This window comes from Nitrospira sp., assembly GCA_029194675.1.
Classification (GTDB): domain Bacteria; phylum Nitrospirota; class Nitrospiria; order Nitrospirales; family Nitrospiraceae; genus Nitrospira_D.
Genome location: JARFXP010000001.1, coordinates 243,403 through 258,576, shown reverse-complemented (window position 1 = coordinate 258,576; position 15,174 = coordinate 243,403). Strand labels below are relative to the sequence as shown.

Annotated in this window: 18 protein-coding genes; 15 read left to right on the top strand and 3 right to left on the bottom strand. The window is 57.3% G+C overall.

Annotation, left to right across the window (positions count from 1 at the left end; genetic code table 11):
• Nucleotides 1–16: 16 nt before the first annotated feature.
• The gene (locus P0120_01210; GenBank protein ID MDF0672947.1) at nt 17–373 is read right to left on the bottom strand and encodes a hypothetical protein; all 357 of its coding nucleotides are present in this window, start codon (nt 371–373) and stop codon (nt 17–19) included.
• A 239-nt stretch (nt 374–612) separates the two neighbouring features.
• Between P0120_01210 and P0120_01205 the strand changes: the two genes are divergently transcribed.
• Nucleotides 613–825, top strand: coding sequence for a hypothetical protein (locus P0120_01205; protein ID MDF0672946.1), 213 nt, complete (start codon nt 613–615; stop codon nt 823–825).
• 468 nt (nt 826–1,293) lie between these two features.
• Nucleotides 1,294–1,857 (top strand): carboxymuconolactone decarboxylase family protein, encoded by a 564-nt coding sequence (locus tag P0120_01200; protein ID MDF0672945.1) that lies wholly within the window; start codon nt 1,294–1,296, stop codon nt 1,855–1,857.
• 636 nt (nt 1,858–2,493) lie between these two features.
• Here the strand turns inward: P0120_01200 and P0120_01195 are convergent.
• Nucleotides 2,494–4,092, bottom strand: a complete 1,599-nt coding sequence (locus P0120_01195) for a sigma 54-interacting transcriptional regulator (protein ID MDF0672944.1) — start codon at nt 4,090–4,092, stop codon at nt 2,494–2,496.
• A 208-nt stretch (nt 4,093–4,300) separates the two neighbouring features.
• Here P0120_01195 and P0120_01190 point away from each other — a divergent pair, with 208 nt between their 5' ends.
• From P0120_01190 to P0120_01160, 7 genes are all read left to right on the top strand, one after another.
• Complete coding sequence (locus P0120_01190) at nt 4,301–4,870, top strand: carboxymuconolactone decarboxylase family protein (protein MDF0672943.1); 570 nt, start codon at nt 4,301–4,303, stop codon at nt 4,868–4,870.
• A gap of 69 nt (nt 4,871–4,939) precedes the next feature.
• Nucleotides 4,940–5,314 carry a DsrE family protein gene (locus P0120_01185; protein MDF0672942.1) on the top strand — a complete coding sequence of 125 codons (375 nt, stop codon included), beginning with the start codon at nt 4,940–4,942 and terminating at the stop codon, nt 5,312–5,314.
• Between the two features lie 16 nt (nt 5,315–5,330).
• Complete coding sequence (locus P0120_01180) at nt 5,331–5,981, top strand: pyridoxamine 5'-phosphate oxidase family protein (GenBank protein ID MDF0672941.1); 651 nt, start codon at nt 5,331–5,333, stop codon at nt 5,979–5,981.
• Between the two features lie 57 nt (nt 5,982–6,038).
• Nucleotides 6,039–7,283: an ABC transporter substrate-binding protein gene (locus tag P0120_01175; GenBank protein ID MDF0672940.1), complete on the top strand. Its 1,245-nt coding sequence runs from the start codon at nt 6,039–6,041 to the stop codon at nt 7,281–7,283.
• 45 nt (nt 7,284–7,328) lie between these two features.
• Nucleotides 7,329–7,784, top strand: a complete 456-nt coding sequence (locus tag P0120_01170) for a hypothetical protein (GenBank protein ID MDF0672939.1) — start codon at nt 7,329–7,331, stop codon at nt 7,782–7,784.
• Nucleotides 7,781–8,638: an alpha/beta hydrolase gene (locus tag P0120_01165; GenBank protein MDF0672938.1), complete on the top strand. Its 858-nt coding sequence runs from the start codon at nt 7,781–7,783 to the stop codon at nt 8,636–8,638. Before P0120_01170 ends, P0120_01165 begins: the two co-directional genes overlap by 4 nt.
• A 73-nt stretch (nt 8,639–8,711) precedes the next feature.
• Nucleotides 8,712–9,479, top strand: coding sequence for an SDR family NAD(P)-dependent oxidoreductase (locus P0120_01160; GenBank protein ID MDF0672937.1), 768 nt, complete (start codon nt 8,712–8,714; stop codon nt 9,477–9,479).
• An 85-nt stretch (nt 9,480–9,564) separates the two neighbouring features.
• Here P0120_01160 and P0120_01155 read toward each other — a convergent pair whose 3' ends face one another.
• On the bottom strand, nt 9,565–10,383 hold the full coding sequence (locus P0120_01155) for a sterol desaturase family protein (protein MDF0672936.1): 819 nt from the start codon (nt 10,381–10,383) through the stop codon (nt 9,565–9,567).
• A gap of 432 nt (nt 10,384–10,815) precedes the next feature.
• Between P0120_01155 and P0120_01150 the strand changes: the two genes are divergently transcribed.
• The 6 genes from P0120_01150 (at nt 10,816) to P0120_01125 (ending at nt 15,170) form a co-directional block, all read left to right on the top strand.
• A complete protein-coding gene (locus tag P0120_01150) occupies nt 10,816–11,148 on the top strand; it encodes a DUF2282 domain-containing protein (protein MDF0672935.1) in 333 nt (110 codons plus the stop codon).
• Between the two features lie 11 nt (nt 11,149–11,159).
• Nucleotides 11,160–12,005 carry a DUF692 domain-containing protein gene (locus P0120_01145; protein ID MDF0672934.1) on the top strand — a complete coding sequence of 282 codons (846 nt, stop codon included), beginning with the start codon at nt 11,160–11,162 and terminating at the stop codon, nt 12,003–12,005.
• Complete coding sequence (locus P0120_01140) at nt 11,989–12,762, top strand: DNA-binding domain-containing protein (protein ID MDF0672933.1); 774 nt, start codon at nt 11,989–11,991, stop codon at nt 12,760–12,762. The genes P0120_01145 and P0120_01140 overlap by 17 nt, the downstream gene beginning before the upstream one ends.
• Nucleotides 12,759–13,280, top strand: a complete 522-nt coding sequence (locus tag P0120_01135; GenBank protein MDF0672932.1) for a DoxX family protein — start codon at nt 12,759–12,761, stop codon at nt 13,278–13,280. Before P0120_01140 ends, P0120_01135 begins: the two co-directional genes overlap by 4 nt.
• Before the next feature lie 86 nt (nt 13,281–13,366).
• Nucleotides 13,367–14,629: a sulfite dehydrogenase gene (soxC, locus tag P0120_01130; GenBank protein MDF0672931.1), complete on the top strand. Its 1,263-nt coding sequence runs from the start codon at nt 13,367–13,369 to the stop codon at nt 14,627–14,629.
• Nucleotides 14,630–14,636: 7 nt separating this feature from the next.
• Entirely contained in the window at nt 14,637–15,170 is a 534-nt protein-coding gene (locus P0120_01125) for a cytochrome c (GenBank protein MDF0672930.1), read from the top strand.
• Nucleotides 15,171–15,174 lie beyond the last annotated feature (4 nt).

Below are 15,174 nucleotides of genomic sequence, written 5' to 3'. Positions count from 1 at the left end.
CCACTCACGGACGAGGCTAGAACGTGATGACCTGGTAGCCCTGGGCCACGAGCTTCTTGAAGCTTGGATGTCCTTCGAATTCCCCCGCCAGCTTGACTCCGCAAGCAACGACCGCATCCTTGACTTCGAAGGCACCGGCACAGAACTCACAAACTCCGCCGATTCGATCTTTCACGGCTGCATAAAGACCATGTAGCTTATGATCGCCCTTCTCCAGTTCGGGGATCCATTTTGCTCCGGCGCCGTCAAAAATCAGTTGCACGTCGTCATGGCCGTCCTTGAACTCCTTCACGGCTTCCAGCGCGTTCACGACACGCCCGAGCCCTTCATGGGTCTCGGTATCAGCCAACACAACGATCGCGACTTTGGTCATGACCTACTCCTTTCAGAAGGCAATGGATAAATAACAAATCTGTTTCCGCCTCGTTCGAGAGCCGGACGAATCGGTACGCTAGCCCATTCTTCTACAAGCCGTCTGTGATCTGGCTTACAAACATTTACGATGACCTGTTCTTTCGTGACTCGTGAGCTGCCTTACAGATGGAACACACGCGAGCGGGTAGGATTGCGGCCAGGATGCAAGGGTATAGCTGGATCACAAGGAGGTGCGTCATGACTTGCCAGCGATGCGATGGCTTGATGGTCAGTGAACGGATTAGCGATCTTCAGGGGCTGAGCAGCGATCTGTGCGTCGACGGGTACCGGTGTTTGCTCTGCGGCAATATCGTCGACGCGACGATTCTCGAAAACCGGCAGCGATCAGTTGAGGCACTCCAGTCGGTTTCAGCCTTCAGCGTTCGAGCCTTGGGATTGGCGGCAGCATAGAGCGAGAGGGGAATCGATGTGATCACGCCCCCTCATTGAGGATTGGGGGATGATCGAGGAGGAAGATGTCCCATGACGCGCCACGATGAATCGATCACGGCTCTTCGCATTCAACTCAATCAATTGTCCTGTCCCACGTGCGGCAAACCTGACCTGAGGCCGATGCTCCAATGTGATTACTACCCCGATGGATGTCTTTGGACAGTGTGTTGTGGAGAGTGCCGAACACAATACCATTTTGATCATCGGATGGTGTCCGCCTAGAAAGGAAACGAGAGTCGGGTGGGCCCATCGATCCTGAATACACGCGCACAGCAGAGAAACAGTGAACAACATGCCACACAGGTCATCGTAGCAGAAGTTTGGTTTGGTAGTGAAACGTCAGCGGAACACTGGTCACGAACGATGGGCTGAAGAAAATGACGGCATAAGGCAAATGGCCGATTAATACCACGAAGGAGGGTTATCATGAAGTTTCAGGTTCATACGAAGGATACGGCTCCGGCGGCATCGCGGGCGATGCTCGAAGCCACCGCAAAGAAATACGGATTTGTGCCGAATTTGTATGGTGTGCTGGCCGGGTCGCCTGCGGCGGTGCAGGCCTATGCGGGGATCAATAAAGCGTTGGAGCAGAGCGCGCTCACTCCAGTTGAGCAGCAAGTCGTGACGTTGACAGTCAGTGCCGCCAACAACTGTGCCTACTGCATGGGAGCCCATTCCACGGTGGCGCAAATGGTCCATATGCCGGAGCCGATTCTCGCAGAACTTCGGGATCAGCGCGACCTTTCGGATGCGAAACTCAATGCGCTGCGCCTGCTGGTGGTGTCTGTCTTGTACCATCGGGGATGGGTGCCGGAAGAGGATCTCAACCAATTTACTGCGGCAGGTTACGCTCAGCAACACCTGTTGGATGTGCTGACGATCGTGGCGCTCAAGACCTTGAGCAATTACACGAACCATATCGCGCACACGCCGCTCGATCCACAGTTTGCAGCGCAATCGTGGAAGGCGAAGGGTGCCAAGGGAGCCTAAGTGAGCTATCACGTGAGCAGGCAGGTCTCAGAGGGGAGGTTGATGATGCGAAACATATGTCTGTGTCTGGTGTCGGTTGTGTGGTTCACCGTCCCTGCGTCGGCCTCAGCCGATACGTGGCCTGGGTTCGGAGCGAGCTGGAAGGATCGTGCTGAGGTCAGTCAACCCTGGTTCGAACAGAACTCCATGATTCAGACCGTGGCCGACCACCGGCGTGGTCGTGATGACCGATTTGGCATGGACGAACGTGTGAGAGACTCTAGAGAAACACAGGAGAGCAGGGCGACAACCGAAACCGATCGTAATAGGTCGCACGAGTCGGCGCGCTCTGGGAACACCCCTCCGTCATTCAGCGACGTTCGCGATCATTCATCCAACAGCGTACATAGCCCCGCTCATCACCCTGACCCATGGTGGGGACGGCGTGTGGAGGGTGACCCGATGATCAGAGGCTTGAATCGTAGTCCGTCAGGGAAATAGGGTGTGCTCAAGATCCGCAGTTTGCTGCGCAGACGTGGAAGGCTCCGGCCAAGACCGTCGGCTGACAGGCGTGTACCGAGCTGTAGCGAACAGAAAGAAACAAAAAAGGGATCAGCCCATGTCGATTGCGGCCATGCCGGAGGCGAGATGGTGCAGTCAGAGATCCGGTTTCGTTTTCTTGATTCCCAGCGCCTTGATGCGCGACGCCAGCGTCGTCGGCTTCATGCCCAATAAGACGGCAGCACCGTCCGGTCCGAAAATCTTGCCTTTCGTGAGTCGCAAGGCCTGCGCGATGTTCTCCTGCTCCTGCCGTCTCCAATCTTGTCGAGTTGCCACTTGCGATGCGGTGAGAGGTGACGGTGAAGGTGTTGTCGAGTTACGAGAGGGAGCGGGTTGAAGATGAATGTCCAGGGTGCGCCCTTGAGAAAGAATGACGGCGCGCTCCACGACGTTTTGGAGTTCTCGTACGTTCCCCGGCCAGTGGTGGGCGGCCAGTTGGCTTAAGGCCGCCTGGGTTAATCGAGGGGATCGGCGGTTCATCCGTTTGGCGCTCTGTGCGATGAAATGGACGGCCAGCTTCGGAATGTCTTCACGGCGCTCACGCAGCGGGGGAATGTGGATCGGGAACACGCTGAGGCGGTAGAACAAATCCTCACGGAATCGGCCTGCCTCGGCTTCCTGCTTCAGATCCCGGTTCGTCGCGGCGACGATCCGCACGTTCACCTTGCGTGTCTTGGTTTCCCCGACGCGTTCGAACTCTCCTTCCTGGAGCACACGCAGTAATTTGGCTTGCATCGGGAGCGGCACTTCACCGATCTCGTCGAGAAAGAGGGTGCCATGATCGGCCATTTCGAAACGGCCCGGGCGATCGGCCAGCGCTCCGGTAAAGGCGCCTTTCACATGACCGAAAAACTCACTCTCGAACAAGGTATCCGGGACGGCGCTACAGTTCACTTTGATCAAGGCTCGGTCTTTGCGCGGGCTCCGGTCGTGAATCGCGCGCGCGACCAGTTCCTTGCCGGTTCCGCTCTCGCCGGTAATCAAGACTGCCGCATCAGTCGGAGCGACCAACTCCACTTGGCGCAGAACATGCTGCAGCGCCTGACTCTCGCCGACGAATTCTCCCATCCCCAGGGCCGCTGTGACTTCCTCGCGCAGATAGAGGTTCTCCTCTTCCAAACGAGCACGAAGACGATCGATCTCCTCATAGGCCTTGGCGTTCGCGATGCTCACCGCCGCGTAATCAGCGAAGATCCGCAACCACTCAAAGGCTTCCTCGTTGAGCAGACCTCGGTCGAAGAGCCCCAGGACTCCAAGAATCTCGCCTCGGTAGATCAATGGCTGCGCCGCGAAGGTTCTGACTCCCTCCTGCGTAAACCAAGCCGGGTGTGCCATCCACTCTTCGTTGCCTTGCAGTCCGGCCAGCCAGAGCGGCTCCCCCGTCGCAGCCACGCGCCCGATTTTGGGTTCGCCTAGGGGAAATCTGTGAAAAGAGCCGTCGAGGCGGCTGTAGTCGGCTTGCGGGTCACCGGGAATGCCGGCACTAGCGACGAGGTGCAGTGATCGTTCACCCGTAGGAAGATCCTTTCGGCTTCGGCACAGGTCGCAGATCGCATCCGGTTCGACCAACCAGATGCGTGTCAGAACGGTATTCGGACATTGGGCGATGCCGTCGGTGATAGATCGCAGGACATCACACAGCCCGCGGTGACGCGCGGTGGTCACCATCACCTGGGGAAGCTGTTTGGGATTCATAGGACTCAAACTACGAGATTTCGAGATGAAATACAACGAACAATCGTAGATTACGAATACTCGTATCGATCTATTTTGTAAATGAATTAACAAACGATCGTACTATCAATGATTTAGAGATTCATGCACTAAGGTACAGTTACTGCTGAATAGGATGATCAATCGCGTACTTGAAGCGCGGGCAACCCACACCGTTTAAGGAGGTATCATGACTCGCATCGCACAACTCGATCCGCAGACAGCCACCGGCCCAGCCAAGACGCTCTTCGAGGGAGTCCAAAAGAAGTTAGGCGTGGTCCCGAATCTGATTCGCGTCTTGGGCAACGCGCCGGCTGCGCTCCAGGGCTATCTCAACTTCAGCGCCGCCCTTGGGGACGGAAGCTTTTCTCCGAAGCTCCGCGAACAGATTGCGCTCACCGTCGCCGAGACCAATCGCTGCGCCTATTGCCTCAGCGCCCATTCGTTCATCGGCGGTAAGCTGGGCTTGACGCAGCAGGACCTCGCCGATGCCAGGACGGCTGCGGCAGTGGATCCTCGCACGGATGCCATCTTGAAACTGGCACAGAGTATTGTGGTGCAACGCGGGGAACTTGGGGCGGCAGGACTCGATCAGGCGCGCCAGGCCGGGCTGACCGACGGAGACATCGTCGAGACCGTGGCGCATGTCGCGCTGAATATTTTCAGCAATTACATCAACCACATCGCCGGGACCGTCATTGACTTTCCGGAGGTCTCACTCACCAGCGGGTGCGCTGCCTCGTCCTGCGCCTGCGGGTAGAAGCGAGACGTTCAGGGAGTGTTAAGAGACAACATTTTGTTCGCTGAGATGTTGAGAACGGAGGAAGCAATGAAAACAGCAATCGTCATATTGTCCGATCCCAAGAGCGGTGCCGAAGAAGCGCTGGGACGCGTGTTCAATGCGCTCGCCCTAGCCGCTGAATCCAAGCAGAAAGGCGACGACGTCGCCGTGGTGTTCAATGGGCCAGGCACCAGATGGCCGGCGGAGCTGACCAAGCTGACGCACCCGGCCCATGCGCTCTATCAATCCGTACGCGATGTGGTGCAGGGCGCGTCGTGCGCATGTGCCGAGGTGTTTGGGGCGACGGACAGCGTGAAGTCGTGTGGAGTGGCGAGCGTGAACGACAACGCCTTGCCGGGAACTGCGGGCCTCTTGAGCCTCAGGCGCTACCTGGCAGACGGATGGAGCGTGGTGGTGTTTTGATCGACCAGCAGGGGTGGTGGGGAGACGGTCTCAGGCCGCCTTCCCTCCCCCGACGGAGGGCAAGACGATGGCGATGAAATATCTGCAGATGACGATGACCGAGTCGGTCCGCTCGGCGCAGCAACGGTACTACGGACATGCGCCGATGTTCAGCGATGTTCCTGACCGCGATCCGCTCGGCGAGGCTGAAGCCCGCTTTATCGCGGATCGTGACAGTTTCTATCTGGGCTCAATTAGTGAACAAGGTTGGCCGTATGTCCAGCACAGGGGCGGGCCGAAAGGCTTCCTGAAGGTGCTTGATCCCATCACACTCGCATTTGCCGATTATCGGGGGAACCGGCAACTGCTGAGTACGGGGAATGTTCACATGAACGACCGGGTGGCCTTGTTTCTCGTGGACTATAAGAACCGGGCACGGTTGAAGATCCTCGGTCATGCGCGGGTAGAAGATGTCCGGGAGAATACGGCTCTCGCCGAGCGGCTCGCGCAGGGGGACATCCGAAACAAGGTCGAGCGGGTCGTCACCATCGAAGTGGTGTCCTACGACTGGAACTGCCCGAAGTACATCACCCCGCGCTATTCCCTCGACGAGGTGGAGGAAGCCATGGCTCCATTGAAATCCCGCATCGCCGAGTTAGAAGCGCAGCTCGGCTCAGTTCGAGCTTAGAAGAGCGGTGGATGCGGTCGGGCTTCCGCCGCTGCCAACGTAGAGGAGACAGGACCCATGCATCATATTTCGCGTCGAAGATTTCTGAAGTTCACAACCGCAACGGGTTGCGCGCTCGCGTTCGGAGGCTTGACCGACTTACTCCAGTCCGCAAGGTCAGGAGCTATCGCCCATGCCTCAGAACCGATCAAGGTCGGGATCATCGATCCGCTCTCCGGTCCGTACAGCACGTCCTCCATTCACGACGTACACGGCGCGACTGTGGCAGTGGAGCGTTTCAACAAGAGCGGCGGAGTGTTGGGACGACCGGTGAGACTTGTGGAGGCCGACGATGCCTCGAATGTCCGGACAGGGCTCAAGGCTGCCGCCAAACTTATCAAAGAAGACCGTGTGGACTTCTTGATGGGGACCTTGAATGGAGAGGTTGCCCTTGCAGTCGCCGATCTCGCGAAAGCGGAAAACACACTCTTCATGGTGACCGGGGCGCATGTTCCAGAGCTGACGGGAACCGGTTGCAACTCACACACCTTCATATTCATGCCGAACGCTCGGATGTTGTCCAAAGCCGTCACGCCCCATCTCGTGAAGGCCTATGGGAATCGTTGGTTCATGGTCACTGCCGACACGATGGATGGCCGAGCGGCGGAACAGGCCATGACCGACGCGCTCGTAGCCGAGGGTGGCGACGTGCTCGGCTCGGTCAGTACGCCCTTCGGGACCACTGACTTCACAAGCGCGATGGCTCAGACCAAGACGGCAAAACCGAGTGCCGTGATTCTGAATCTCTATGGCTGGGATCTTGTTCATGCTCTGAAGGCCTATAGCAGACTTGAGCTGGCCAAAGAACAGATCGGTGTCGGTGGGATGATCAGCGGCGAACAGATTGGACGCCCGCTTGGCTACGCCGACCATGCCGGCATCTGGGGGTTGATCTGGGATCCAAAAATCAACCGGGATAGCTCCAAGCGGTTCATTCAAGGCGTCATCGATAAGTACAACCACACCCCGACCTCCCGCTGCTACCACGGCTATGCGGCCATGACGCAGATTCTAGAAACAGTCCAACGGGCCGGCACAACCGACACGCAGGCGGTCATCAAGGCGTTGAAGGGGCATGAGTTCGACGGCTTAAAGGAGGGACGCTCCTACTTCCGCGCCGACGACCACCAGCATGTGCAGGACGTGCTGGTTGGAAAAGCCTATGGCAAGGAGCTGGGGCTGGGTCACTACCAACTATTGGCCACGGTCCCGGGCGATTTGGTTGCGAGCCCATCCGATCAGTCTCAATGTCGGCTTTCGTGAGTTCTCGCAATGACTATGTGTCGCGATCACCAAGGAGGATTGAATATGAACAGGACAACGCCGCCACGTGCTCCACTGCGAAATCCCCTGTGGTTCTTCAGCGAGTTGTTGGACCAGCCGGCCTGGGTTGCGGGCTGGGTCTTCGCCCTGATGGTGATCAATATGGCCAGCCTCGCATTTTGGAGCGAACCGCTGGCCAAACTCATCCTGGTCGTCTTCATGCTGTCGGCCATGCTGATGATGGGGCTGTATGCGGTATTCGGTTTCGCACGGATCCTCGGCTTGGGACACGTATTTTGGATTCCCTTGCTGGGGTATCTCATCATTCAACTTCAACAGACCGAGGGGCCGTTTGCCGGGTATCTTCTCGTGCTGTCCCTCAGCATCGGGATCTCCTTGATCTTCGACATCCGTGATGTGTGGATCTATCTGTCATCCAAACGGGCGCAGCACGAAGTTGTTGCTCGACGCCAATTCGAGAAAGGAGCATCGCGATCATGACACATTCTTCGAGGGCCATCTTAGGCCATACGACTCATGGGCAAGGCAGCGAGAACGTGCTGCTGTTGCATCACTGGATGGGTGATGCGGGAAGTTACGATCCTCTAATCCCTTACCTCAACCAGGACCGCTACACCTATGTATTTGCGGATCTGCGAGGCTATGGCACGTCGCGACATCTTGCCGGCGCCTACACCGTAGACGAGGTGGCAGCGGATGCGTTTCGTTTCGCCGACAGTCTTGGGTGGACGGAGTTCCATGTTATCGGCCATTCAATGTCCGTCATGGTGATGCAACGCATGATCCTCGATGACTGGCTCTCCGGTAGGAAGCGCATCAAGAGTGCTGTTGGGATTACACCGGTCTCGGCGGATGGATACCCCGCCGACGAGGGAACCAAGAAATTCCTCTGGGACTTGATTCACCAGCGTGAACTGACGGAACAGGGTCTCTTGATGCTGACAGGGCAACGACTTTCACCTGTTTGGGCGAGCTCGAGAGCAACCAAGCATCTCCAGACCTCTACGAAGGAAGCTGTCCAGGGCTATTACCGGATGTGGTTGGAAACCGACTTTTCTGAGGAGGTCCCCGGAGCCAAGGTCGGCACACCGGTGCTGGTGATCGGCGGGCGTCAGGATCTTCCCGGTTTTCAGGAGGAGCATCTGAGAAAAACGTTGGGGGCCTGGTTCCCGAATGCAGAGCTCACCTTCATCACGGATAGCGGCCACTTCCCGATGGACGAGACGCCGGTCTATCTCGCTAGCATTCTCGAACATTTCCTCGACGCCCATCGCGGTGCCTGCCATGACGGACAGGCGCAGAGGCATAAGGACCCGGTACTCAACGCGGTGTAGCGGTCCATCGTTCATCATTCATCAAGGTATCGAGTCGCCTCTTGACTGAGGCCCTGTTTATGGGAGGTCATCAATGAAACAGTCGAATCACCCCGTCGCCCTCATCGTGGGAGGATCCAGCGGAATCGGTCTTGCCACCGCAAAGCGCTTGTTGGAACGTCACATCCCGGTCACGATCGTCGGCAAGTCTCAAGACAAACTGGAGAGGGCACTGCGCGAGCTGTCAACGTTTGGAGCCGTCGAAGCATTTGCCGCCGACTTGTACGCGCCGAATGATGTCCAGCGTATTCTTGCGTTTGCCGAGCACCACAGTCGCCATATCAAATACTTGGTGAATGCGGCGGGATACTTCAAGCCCACCCCGTTTTTTGATCACACCCCCGAGAACTACGACAGGTATCTGAATCTGAATCGGGCCCTCTTCTTCATTTCGCAGGCCGTCGCCAAGAACATGGCCACCAACGGCGGTGGCTCCATCGTGCATATCGGCTCTATGTGGGCGCGACAAGCGATTAAGGCAACGCCGTCCTCTGCCTATTCCATGGCGAAAGCAGGACTGCATGCGCTCACCCAACACATGGCGATGGAGTTGGCTGACCATAATATCCGCGTCAACGCAGTCTCTCCGGCTGTGGTGAAGACTCCGATTTACCAGGCCTTCATCGAACCCAGTCAACTTGACAAGACGTTAGCCTCCTTCAACGGTTTTCACCCAATTGGCCGGATTGGGACGCCTGACGACGTGGCGCGAGCCATCCAATTCTTACTGAGCGACGATGCTGCCTGGGTAACCGGTGCTATTTGGGATGTCGATGGAGGCGTGATGGCGGGACGCAACTAATCAGCTGCGGGAAAGAAGGACCCACTTCAAGCTGGATAACTTACTGCAAGTGTTCCTTAAACTGTGATGTCGGTTCGAACAGTATTCACGATTGTGCACGGCTTGCGTACCGTCCCAACTGCGTCACGAATGGGAAGCCGAGCATCATGAAGAGGTTCAGGCAGACCGGTGGACCGAGATGCTCCAAGCCGATCTTCATGCCTGTCTGTCCCAAGGCCGGTTGAGGGCAATAGGTGCCGAACAGGCGATCCCACCAGGGCACGTTGAATCCATAGTTGCTGTTAGTTTCTCGCACATCCGTCGAATGGTGAATCCGATGCATGTCCGGCGTGACGATGAACCACCGGAGCACCCGATCGAGGGCTAGAGGCATCCGAACATTGCTGTGGTTGAACAGGGCCGTGCTGTTCAAGACGATCTCGAAGATTACAATCGCCAGCGGAGCCACCCCCAGCACGAGGACCGACAGGGCCTTCACTCCCGTTGAGATGATGATCTCCACCGGGTGAAAACGCACCCCGCTGGTCACATCCAGGTCCAGGTCGGAGTGATGCATCATATGGAAGCGCCAGAGGATCGGCACGTTATGGAACACTTGATGTTGCCAATAGATGATGAAATCAAGTGCGACAATCGCCAGGGCGAGTTCGAGCCAGACGGGTCCTTCGACCCAGTTCAAGAGTCCCCAGCTATGGTCCTGCGCCATCGCCGCCGTTGCCACGACGCCGCCCATGAACAGCAGTCGGGCGATGACTGTGTTCAAGACTACGATCGTCAGATTGCCGCCCCAACGACAGAGCTTCGAGGCTGTCAGCTTCCGCCGTGGCGCCAACAGTTCCCACGTCGCCATCACGCCGAGAACAGACACGTACGACCCAATCCGAATGAGATCTACAGCTTCCATCGACCTAGCCTCCTCTCGCCCAAATCCAGTTCATCAGGCGAGCATACTCCTGTTTCAAACAGTCAGAGGCACAAAATGTTGAATGGATTCAGGCGGACAGAACAATCCGAATCGAAAGAGACAGTGGTGTATGGAACCGGTTCGGTGTCACGACGAGAGCCGTTTCCGCGTGTGATCATCGCAAGGTCCTGTCTGGACCATATTCCTCGAGTTTTTCAGGATTTGTAAGCCGCCTCACAGCGGGATGTTAGCTCGATCCGTAGGATGTGAGCGTGTCACTGTGTTCTGAAGCCACACTCGGTCGGGAATATGACGTTCTCGCATTGCAGAAAGGAGGGGAGTCGTTGAGTAGGTGGTGACAGACGGTGGACAAGAGCTAGTTCACGAGGTCAACAAGAGCGCCGTTTCAACAACTCTTAACAGGAGAATTACATGAACGCGAAGACGAAGAAAACCGCCGTGATCCATTCCGCATTGTTGGTTGCATTGAGCATCGCCGGCACTCAAGCGGCAAACGCCGAGCCCAAGGTCCCACAACTTCCGTCTGGTTGGGAAGCTTGCGGCGGGGTCGCCAAGGCCGGCATGAACGACTGTGCCGTTAGAACCAGCCTCCATGCCTGTGCGGGCATGGCGAAATCCGACAACGAGGCCGATTCGTATGTGTTCCTGCCGAAAGGTTTGTGCGCCAAGGTCGCGAAGGGCACCGTGCTCGCCATCACGAAAGAAGACATGGCCAAGATGAAAGAAGAAATGAAGAAGATGTAGGACGGTCATCGATGTCACAACTGGTTGCCACTCCGATCCCGGCGCACGCCGGGATCGGGCTTCGATCACAACATTATCGAGAGATCCTGGAGGAGCCACCTCCAGTCGCATGGATGGAGGCCCATCCGGAGAACTACTTCGGTGAAGGCGGCGCACCGCTTCGCATCCTTGAGCGCGTCAGATCCCAATACCCGCTCAGCTTTCACGGAGTCGGGCTCTCGTTGGGTGCCACGGATCCGATCGACTCGACCCATCTTCGTAAACTGAAGGCACTGCTCGATCGATTCCAGCCGACTTTCGTGTCGGAGCATCTGTCGTGGAGTTCCGTCGATGGTCGCTTCTTCAACGATTTGTTGCCGCTCCCGTATACAGAAGAAAGCTTGAACCATGTCTGCGCCAGGATCGACGAAGTTCAAACAGAGTTGCAGAGGTCTATCCTCATCGAAAATGTCACTCGGTACCTGACCTGGCGGGATTCGACAATTCCGGAGGGTGAGTTCATGACTGAAGTCGTGAGGCGAACCGGGTGCGGGATACTGTTAGATCTCAACAATCTCTATGTCAATGCCGTGAATTTCCACCTGGACCCAGTAAAGTTTATGGATGCCATTCCGCCCGGTGCCGTGCAAGAGATCCATCTGGCGGGTTTCGATCACGTCGGAAGATGGCTGGTCGATACCCATGGGCAAGCGGTGTATCCGGAGGTCTGGAGTCTGTACGAGTGGGCCCTTCACCACTTCGGTCCACGACCAACGTTGATTGAATGGGATACCAACCTCCCGCCGCTGGCCGTGTTGCTGGAGCAAGCCTCACAGGCCAATGCCATGCTCGGAGCCTGTTATGCCACGCCTGCATGAGCTACAACGCGCGTTCGCCTCTGCGATTGTTGAAGGGAAAGGCCTGCCGTCCGTCACCTCGCTGCAGGGTGGACCATCGTGGCGAAGCCTGGCCCTCTATCGCCGATTGATTCGACACAACTATGTGCAGGCATTGAGGATCACCTATCCGGTCCTGCATCGATTGATCGGAGGGCGCTATTTCAGCGTGTTTGCACGCGGGTATCTGAAGCGGTATCCCTCGACGAGCGGCGATCTGTTTGCGTATGGGCAGCACTTTCCGCTCTTCCTCCGTCAACTTGAAAGCCCTCGTCTGCTTATCGAACTGGCGCGATTAGAATGGGTCTGCCACGAACTGCATCAAGCTGCCGACAGCCCGCTTCCTTCTCAAGAGTTGGTGAAGACCCTTGCTACGGTCGATCCTTTCTCTGTGACGTTCCGTCTGAATCCGGCCGTGCGGCTGCTGCGATGCGCGCTGCCGGTCCATCGAGTCTGGCACGCGCTCCAACCAGAAGTTGGTGGAAAGGAGATCGACGACGTATGCCTGTCTCCTGAGGAGGGTGGTCTCCTTGTGACGAGAGCCGGTGGAAAGATTCATGTCAGGAGCCTCTCGTCCAAACAGTGGTGGCTGCTTCAGGCGGTGCGCGATCGAAAAACCGTGGCGGAAGTCGAGTATCTGGCCAAAGAGTTCAGACCAGAAATCGACCTTGCGCAATTTTTGATCGGGCTGTCCAATGCCGCCACAGGCTCGGTACTTTCAATCGAGGTACAGTCATGATGCGCAAGAAGGGATGGTCGAGAGTAGTCCTCGATCATGTGGTGGCCTCGTACGGTCGAGTCGTCTGGGGCTTGGAGGCCTTGTTACCCCTCTTTGACGTGTCGGTGCGTCTGTACCTTGCGCATATCTTCTGGACAGGCGGGATGGTGAAGCTCTCCAGTTGGATGTCGACGGTGATGCTCTTTACCATGGTCTACGACGTGCCATGGCTGCCGCCGGAGATGGCCGCCTACGTGACAACCGCCGTCGAATTAGGCGGCTCGGTCCTACTGGCGATTGGTCTGGCCGGTCGGGGGGCGGCCCTCTCGCTGTTCGGACTCAACATCGTCGCCTCGATCTCGTATGGGCAAGTATCTGAAGCGGCGCTCCAAGAAACGTTCTATGTGGGGGTCTTGTTCCTGTATTTCGTGTTGCACGGTCCTGGGCTTCTCTCCGCCGACGCCTTAGTGCAATATGTGGTACGACAGAAACAAACGTCCAACCACCTTGCACCAGTTGCGGCAACGAATGCACAGTAAGTGGTGCGACAGAGAATCTCTTGTGTCTGCAGAGCGGAGACAGTCATACTACTCGGCGCGGCAAATGAACGTGAGGCGGAAAGAACATGAATCCGTTCGACGGAGAGATGCATGCCTCCTCAGAAGAGGGTACAGAGCAGGAAGCTCGGGTTGATCGGCGAACATGGCTTACCGAGGTCGTATCTCTCGTGGGAGTCACTGCCGCCGGTTTGATCACCCCCGCATTGCTTCCGGCTGAAGAGGGAGCGAGTCCCGCTCCTACCCATGTGCCGGGCCGCGGGCCTAGTCCTTATGGGTTGCGCACAGAGGGAGAGACGGTCCAGCGCCTCACGACGGCCACCCATTCACTGACGCCCCACCAATCCCTGCACGGTATCATCACTCCGTCCGCACTGCATTTCGAGCGCCATCATAACGGGGTGCCGTCCATCAATCCAGACCGCCACCGACTCATGATTCATGGACTGGTCGACCGGCCACTCACATTTGCGATGAATGATCTCGTGCGCTTTCCCTCCGTCACGCGCACGCTATTCATCGAATGCTCGGGGAACTCGGGGCACGAGTGGAAAGGACCGTCCGGTAAGACGGTGCAAGACACGCACGGATTGATGAGCACGAGCGAATGGACCGGCGTGCCGCTCGCGACGGTGTTGGCAGAGTCAGGTGTCAAACCGGATGCATCCTGGGTCCTGGCTGAAGGCAGCGATGCCGCAGCGATGACACGCAGCCTGCCGTTGACAGAGGTGTTGAAAGACGCGCTGCTCTGTTATGCGCAAAATGGTGAGGCGCTCAGGCCGGAGCAGGGCTACCCCCTTCGTCTCGTCATTCCCGGCTGGGAAGGCAACACCTGCATCAAATGGATTAGGCGGCTCAAGCTCGGCACGGCGCCCTTCATGACACGAGAGGAAACCAGTCGCTATACCGACCTCATGCCGGACGGCAAGTCCAGACAGTTTACGTTCGTGATGGAAGCCAAATCAGTGATCACAAGCCCGTCAGGTGGCCAGAGGATCGAGCCGGGCTTCGTCGAGATTCGAGGGCTGGCCTGGAGCGGTCTAGGGTCCGTAAGAGCAGTGGATGTGAGCGCGGACGGAGGGCGGACCTGGCATCCTACGCAGCTACAAGCACCGGTGCTTCCACGGTGCCACACGCGATTTCGGTTCGGATGGCGTTGGAACGGAGACGAGACGATCATCCAAAGCCGCTGCACCGATGAGACGGGCTACGTCCAGCCGACCCGAACGGCACTCGTGGCAAGCAGAGGAACCAACTCGTTCTACCATTACAACGCGATTCACAGCTGGAAGATTGATCAACAAGGGAATGTGACCAATGTGTCGGTCTAGTCGCGCAATGTCGATTATTCTGGTGCTGGGCCTGCTCCTGGTTTCTCCCAGTATCTCCGTGGCAGAGGAATCCCGCTATGGATTGGGACTGCCGGCTGGCGAGGCAGCCATCAAGGCATGGGATATCGATGTGAATCCGACCGGCATAGGTTTGCCGCCCGGTCGAGGCACCGTCCAACAGGGGGCGATCATCTATGAGAACAAATGTGCAGCCTGCCATGGACCAACGGGCATCGAAGGGCCGAAAGATCGGCTGATCGGAGGCCAAGGTTCGCTGACCACAGCGCAACCGATCAAGACTATCGGCAGCTATTGGCCCTATGCCACCACGTTGTATGATTACATCTTCCGTGCCATGCCGTTCACTGCGCCGCAGTCACTCACGTCGGATGAAGTGTATGCCCTCGTCACGTGGCTGCTGCATCAAAACGGCATCATTCCGAAGGATGCGGTGATTGACGCCCGGACGCTTCCAGCCGTTACGATGCCCAATCGTGGTGGGTTTGTGTCAGATCCAAGACCGGATGTGCCGGGTCACTGATGGG

What these genes read in the sequence shown, in the direction of transcription:
- P0120_01210 (MDF0672947.1), bottom strand. Translation starts at nt 373, where the DNA reads ATGACCAAAGTCGCGATCGTTGTGTTGGCTGATACCGAGACCCATGAA.
- P0120_01205 (MDF0672946.1), top strand. Translation starts at nt 613, where the DNA reads ATGACTTGCCAGCGATGCGATGGCTTGATGGTCAGTGAACGGATTAGC.
- P0120_01200 (MDF0672945.1), top strand. Translation starts at nt 1,294, where the DNA reads ATGAAGTTTCAGGTTCATACGAAGGATACGGCTCCGGCGGCATCGCGG.
- P0120_01195 (MDF0672944.1), bottom strand. Translation starts at nt 4,092, where the DNA reads ATGAATCCCAAACAGCTTCCCCAGGTGATGGTGACCACCGCGCGTCAC.
- P0120_01190 (MDF0672943.1), top strand. Translation starts at nt 4,301, where the DNA reads ATGACTCGCATCGCACAACTCGATCCGCAGACAGCCACCGGCCCAGCC.
- P0120_01185 (MDF0672942.1), top strand. Translation starts at nt 4,940, where the DNA reads ATGAAAACAGCAATCGTCATATTGTCCGATCCCAAGAGCGGTGCCGAA.
- P0120_01175 (MDF0672940.1), top strand. Translation starts at nt 6,039, where the DNA reads ATGCATCATATTTCGCGTCGAAGATTTCTGAAGTTCACAACCGCAACG.
- P0120_01170 (MDF0672939.1), top strand. Translation starts at nt 7,329, where the DNA reads ATGAACAGGACAACGCCGCCACGTGCTCCACTGCGAAATCCCCTGTGG.
- P0120_01165 (MDF0672938.1), top strand. Translation starts at nt 7,781, where the DNA reads ATGACACATTCTTCGAGGGCCATCTTAGGCCATACGACTCATGGGCAA.
- P0120_01160 (MDF0672937.1), top strand. Translation starts at nt 8,712, where the DNA reads ATGAAACAGTCGAATCACCCCGTCGCCCTCATCGTGGGAGGATCCAGC.
- P0120_01155 (MDF0672936.1), bottom strand. Translation starts at nt 10,383, where the DNA reads ATGGAAGCTGTAGATCTCATTCGGATTGGGTCGTACGTGTCTGTTCTC.
- P0120_01150 (MDF0672935.1), top strand. Translation starts at nt 10,816, where the DNA reads ATGAACGCGAAGACGAAGAAAACCGCCGTGATCCATTCCGCATTGTTG.
- P0120_01145 (MDF0672934.1), top strand. Translation starts at nt 11,160, where the DNA reads ATGTCACAACTGGTTGCCACTCCGATCCCGGCGCACGCCGGGATCGGG.
- P0120_01140 (MDF0672933.1), top strand. Translation starts at nt 11,989, where the DNA reads ATGCCACGCCTGCATGAGCTACAACGCGCGTTCGCCTCTGCGATTGTT.
- P0120_01135 (MDF0672932.1), top strand. Translation starts at nt 12,759, where the DNA reads ATGATGCGCAAGAAGGGATGGTCGAGAGTAGTCCTCGATCATGTGGTG.
- soxC (MDF0672931.1), top strand. Translation starts at nt 13,367, where the DNA reads ATGAATCCGTTCGACGGAGAGATGCATGCCTCCTCAGAAGAGGGTACA.
- P0120_01125 (MDF0672930.1), top strand. Translation starts at nt 14,637, where the DNA reads ATGTCGATTATTCTGGTGCTGGGCCTGCTCCTGGTTTCTCCCAGTATC.